The sequence below is a fragment of the Tardiphaga sp. genome, assembly GCF_028290785.1.
GTDB lineage: Bacteria > Pseudomonadota > Alphaproteobacteria > Rhizobiales > Xanthobacteraceae > Tardiphaga.
Genome location: NZ_JAQGJD010000230.1, coordinates 1 through 4,622, shown reverse-complemented (window position 1 = coordinate 4,622; position 4,622 = coordinate 1). Strand labels below are relative to the sequence as shown.

Genomic DNA, 4,622 nt, shown 5'->3' with positions numbered 1-4,622 from the left:
GGCTTGCGGCCGACGATGCGTTCGTCCACCAGATGGAATTCCGAATTGGTGCCCTGGCGCAGGATCGAGCCGGCGTAGAACACCTCGTCGCCGACCTTGAACAAGGTGACGTCGGGTCCGACGGCATCGACGATGCCGGCGGCGTCGTAGCCGAGGATCTTGGTGTCGCCCTCGGCCGGCACGGCGCGCATGCGCACCTTGGTATCGACGGGATTGACGGACACCGCCCGGACGGCGACGCGAAGGTCGCGGCCGGTTGGCTCGGACTTGGCGGCCTCGAAATCGAACAGCGCCTCGGCAGCGTCGATCGGCAGCGACTTCTGGTATCCAACGGCCTTCATGCCAAAGCTCCTTATCCGGAATATGATCCCGGGTTAGTGACTTGGTCGCCGGCCATATGCAAGCGGTTGACTGCTCGAAACGACACCACCGAAGCAGCCTTTCGGCTGCTCCGGCTCTATGGTCGAAATGGGCGATTTGCAGGCTTGCTTAGAAAGCAACCTGCGTGCGCATTGCGACGGCGTCGAACTTGGCGCCGGCATCGGCAGCATTGGTGGCGCTGACTTGCTTAGCGATATCGCCATGAAGGTAGTTCAACATGAAGCGGACATTGGTGTTGACGTACCAGTTCAGGCCCGCCGTATAGACGGTCTGAACGCCGCCGGCGACGCCGTTCGCGGTGGCGAGCTGGTCGTTGAGATCGATCCGGCTGACGCGGCCGGCGATTTCCCAGGCACCCCAGCCGCCATGATCGAGCGAGAACGGATTGGCCGGAGCGATGCCGCCGTAAGCGGCATTGGCCGCATTGTACTTGCGGGTTTCGCCGGTTAGGACCCAGCTCGCCTGCGCATATCCGCCGTCGAACTTGACGTTGGATGCGCCGACCGGAGGTAGCCCGGTCGCCGCGTTGCGATCGACGTTGTACCAATAGTATTCACCTTGGAAGAACAACGGCCCATAATTGCCCGCTGCTTCGACGCTGTAAACCTGGGCGCCGGAGACGTTGGCCAGCGCGCCGGTCGTCACGATCGTAGTAGGATCGATGCGCAGTTCGGGGCGATCGCTGAGGGTGAGGGTCTGTGCGCCGGTGACACGGTTGTGCGGAGCGGCGAGCAGGAATTGGGCGTCGCCGCCGAGATGGAACGAGTAGTCCTTGCCGCTGATCAGCTGGCCGGCGACGCGGGCAACCACGCCGTACTGTTCGGAGGTGCCATTCGGATTGACGCTGGATGCCGAGTGGATCGCACCGGTGGTCGGGCCCGTCACGTAGGCGCCGGCCCAGTAGCGATCGTCGAACCAGCGCGCGCCGACTGCCGAGCGGAAATCGCCCGCCGCGATGCTGGTGGCAATCACGTTCGAGGACGAGCGCTCCATGAACGTGGTGTCGTTGGAGCTGGTGGCTTCGTCGAGGGTGTAGGGCAGATCCATTACGCCGATTTCAATCGCCGACTTGCCGCCGAACGGATGGAAGCCGGTGTAGCTGATATAGGCATTCTCGATGCCGGACACGGCGCCGCCGGGGAGGAAGCCGACCGCGGTGCCGCCAGCGGTGCCGGTTCCGCCGAAGCCGTCCGACGTGCCGCCAAAGTCGTAGACCAGCGCGTAGTTCCAGTCACCGGCAAATTTGCCGAGCAGGCCGATTCGCGCGCGGCGCACGTTGTCGCCGCTATCGAGGCCGCGCACGGCGGTGCCCGGTCCATTCGGACGGTAATCGTAGCCGCCGACGTCGAAGTGCACGCGGCTGGTTATCGAAACGCAGTTCTGGTTGTCCGCGGTGCAGATGGTCGGACGGTTGTTCGGCATGGTGACGACGACGCCGGACGGCGCAATCGGCCCCTTGGTGTAGGCAGCATTGGCACTGGCGACGCTCACCACCTTGGCATCGGCTTTGGCATTGGCCGTCGCCGCGGCGCTGGTGTTGGCCTGGGTCTGCTTCTGCAGCCTGTCGAGCTTCTGCTCCATCAGCTTGAGCTGCTGCTTCAGCAGCGCGATTTCAGCGTCGCTGCTGGCTGACTCCGCGTAAGCCGGAAGCGTGGCGAGTACCCCGATAAGTCCGGCCGCGGCGGCGGCGCCCCGAGTTGATAGTTTCATGACATCACCCTTGCTTTTACAATCGTCAAATCGTCGCGCCAATCGCGATTCAAGGGAAGTATCCTTGTGTGCTCCGGCATCGGCCTGCGATGATTTGTGGAAGACTGTGTCTTTCCGGAGCGACGCAATGTCGTTTTTTACACCGGTATGACGCTCATCATGTGATCTGCGCATCGGTGGTATTCCATAGCGGATCCGATTCGCCGCGCATGCACCGAGGGCGGTTTAGTCGGCCGGTTGCGACGCCCGATTACCGGTAACGCGCTCTTCTATTGCCGGCCCGAACGGCCTATATTCCCGGCGATTTCCCAGAGAGGCCACCGATGTTCCCCAATTTTCGCGCTGTTGCGACACTGATCCTGTGCGCCGCCGTCCTGTCCGCCCCCGGCGCCTTTGCCCAGGAGCGCCGGGTTCCGGCGTCGCCGAACGAGGTCCGGCTGTCCTATGCGCCGGTCGTGCAGCGGGTGCAGCCGGCGGTGGTCAACGTCTATGCCGCCAAGACGGTACAGGTCCGCAATCCGCTGATGGAGGATCCCTTGTTCCGCCGCTTCTTCGGCGGCGGCGGCGCGCCGCCGGAGCAGATGCAGCGTTCGCTCGGGTCCGGCGTGATGGTTGATTCGTCGGGTCTGGTGGTCACCAACAACCACGTCATCGAGGGCGCCGATCAGGTCAAAATCTCGCTGTCGGACAAGCGCGAATTCGAGGCCGAAATCGTGCTGAAGGACAGCCGCACCGATCTGGCGGTGCTGCGCATCAAGGACACCAAGGAAAAATTCCCGACGCTGGATTTTGCCAATTCGGATGACCTGCTGGTCGGCGACGTCGTGCTCGCCATCGGCAACCCGTTCGGCGTGGGGCAGACCGTGACCCACGGCATCATCTCGGCGCTGGCGCGCACCCAGGTGGGCATCACCGACTATCAGTTCTTCATCCAGACCGACGCCGCGATCAACCCCGGCAATTCCGGCGGCGCGCTGGTGGATATGACCGGCAAGCTTGTCGGTGTGAACACCGCGATCTTCTCACGCTCCGGCGGCTCGCAGGGCATCGGCTTTGCGATTCCCGCCAATATGGTGCGCGTCGTCGTGGCCTCCGCCAAATCAGGCGGCAAGGCGGTGAAGCGGCCGTGGCTCGGCGCGAGGCTGCAGGCGGTGACGCCGGAGATCGCGGAGACCATCGGCCTGAAGACGCCGTCCGGCGCGCTGGTCGCCAATGTCACGCCGAACAGCCCGGCGGCCAAGGCCGGCCTGAAACTGTCCGACCTGATCGTCGCCATCGACGGCCAGGTGGTCGACGACCCCAACGCCTTCGATTATCGCTTCGCGACCCGGCCGCTCGGCGGCACCGCGCAGATCGACGTGCAGCGCGGCGGCAAGCCGGTGAAGCTGACCATCGCGCTGGAGACCGCGCCGGACAGCAACCGCGACGAGATCGTCATTACCACGCGCTCGCCGTTCCAGGGCGCCAAGGTCGCCAACATCTCGCCGGCGGTCGCCGACGAGTTGCGGCTGGATTCGTCCATCGAAGGCGTCGTGGTCACCGAACTCGCCGACAACGCCGCGGCGGCCAGCGTCGGCTTCCAGAAGGGCGACGTCATCCTTGCGGTCAACGACACCAAGATAGCCAAGACCGCCGACCTGGAAAAGGCCACCCGCACGCCGAGCCGGATCTGGCGCATCGTCGTCGTCCGCGCCGGCCAGCAGATCAACGTCACGCTCGGCGGATGAGGCAATTGTATCACCGGCGCCTGCGGCTCTTTTCCCTCCCCCGCGCTTGCGTGGGGAGGGTGGCCGGCCGCAAGGCCGGTCGGGTGGGGGCGCCACAAACGCCGTCGCCCGTGGCACCCCCACCCGACTCGCCTTCGGCGAGCCACCCTCCCCACCTCGCAAAGCTTCGCTTCGCTCCGGGGGAGGGACAGCAGCCATGAGCCCGAAACCCTCACAGCCCACCAACCTGTTCGCCGCCGCCGGTCTTGAGCACGACGCGCCGCGTCCGTTGCCGGAGCGGCTGCGGCCGCGCGTGCTGTCGGACGTGGTCGGCCAGGACCACATCCTCGGCCCCGACGGCGCGCTGACGCGGATGCTGGAGACGCGCACGCTGGGTTCGCTGGTGTTCTGGGGCCCACCCGGCACCGGCAAGACTACGGTCGCGCGTCTGCTCGCCGACGCCACCGAACTGCACTTCGAGCAGATCTCCGCGGTGTTCTCCGGCGTCGCTGATCTCAAGAAAGTGTTTGAAGCCGCGCGCGCGCGCCGCGAAATGGGCAAGGGCACGCTGCTGTTCGTCGACGAGGTGCATCGCTTCAACCGCGCGCAGCAGGATTCCTTTCTGCCCGTCATGGAAGACGGCACCGTGGTGCTGGTCGGCGCTACCACCGAGAACCCGTCGTTCGAACTCAACGCCGCGCTGTTGTCGCGCGCGCGCGTGCTCGTATTTCAGTCGCTCGACTCGGCCGCCATCGAGCAGCTCTATGCCCACGCCGAGAAGGTCGAGGAGCGCAAACTACCGCTCGACGCCGAGGCCCGCGCGGT

General features: G+C 65.3%; 4 protein-coding genes. 2 read left to right on the top strand and 2 right to left on the bottom strand.

What is annotated here, in order from left to right; all coding sequences use genetic code 11:
- On the bottom strand, positions 1-341 hold a 341-nt coding region (locus tag JWR89_RS14150; RefSeq protein WP_299717209.1), incomplete at its 3' end, for an alcohol dehydrogenase catalytic domain-containing protein.
- 148 nt (positions 342-489) lie between these two features.
- Positions 490-2,091, bottom strand: a complete 1,602-nt coding sequence (locus JWR89_RS14145) for an OprO/OprP family phosphate-selective porin (protein ID WP_299717207.1) — start codon at positions 2,089-2,091, stop codon at positions 490-492.
- 323 nt (positions 2,092-2,414) lie between these two features.
- Between JWR89_RS14145 and JWR89_RS14140 the strand changes: the two genes are divergently transcribed.
- Both JWR89_RS14140 and JWR89_RS14135 read left to right on the top strand, forming a co-directional pair.
- Positions 2,415-3,818 carry a DegQ family serine endoprotease gene (locus JWR89_RS14140; protein ID WP_299717205.1) on the top strand — a complete coding sequence of 468 codons (1,404 nt, stop codon included), beginning with the start codon at positions 2,415-2,417 and terminating at the stop codon, positions 3,816-3,818.
- Positions 3,819-4,014: 196 nt separating this feature from the next.
- A partial coding sequence (locus tag JWR89_RS14135; RefSeq protein WP_299717204.1) for an AAA family ATPase occupies positions 4,015-4,622 on the top strand: 608 nt, incomplete at its 3' end.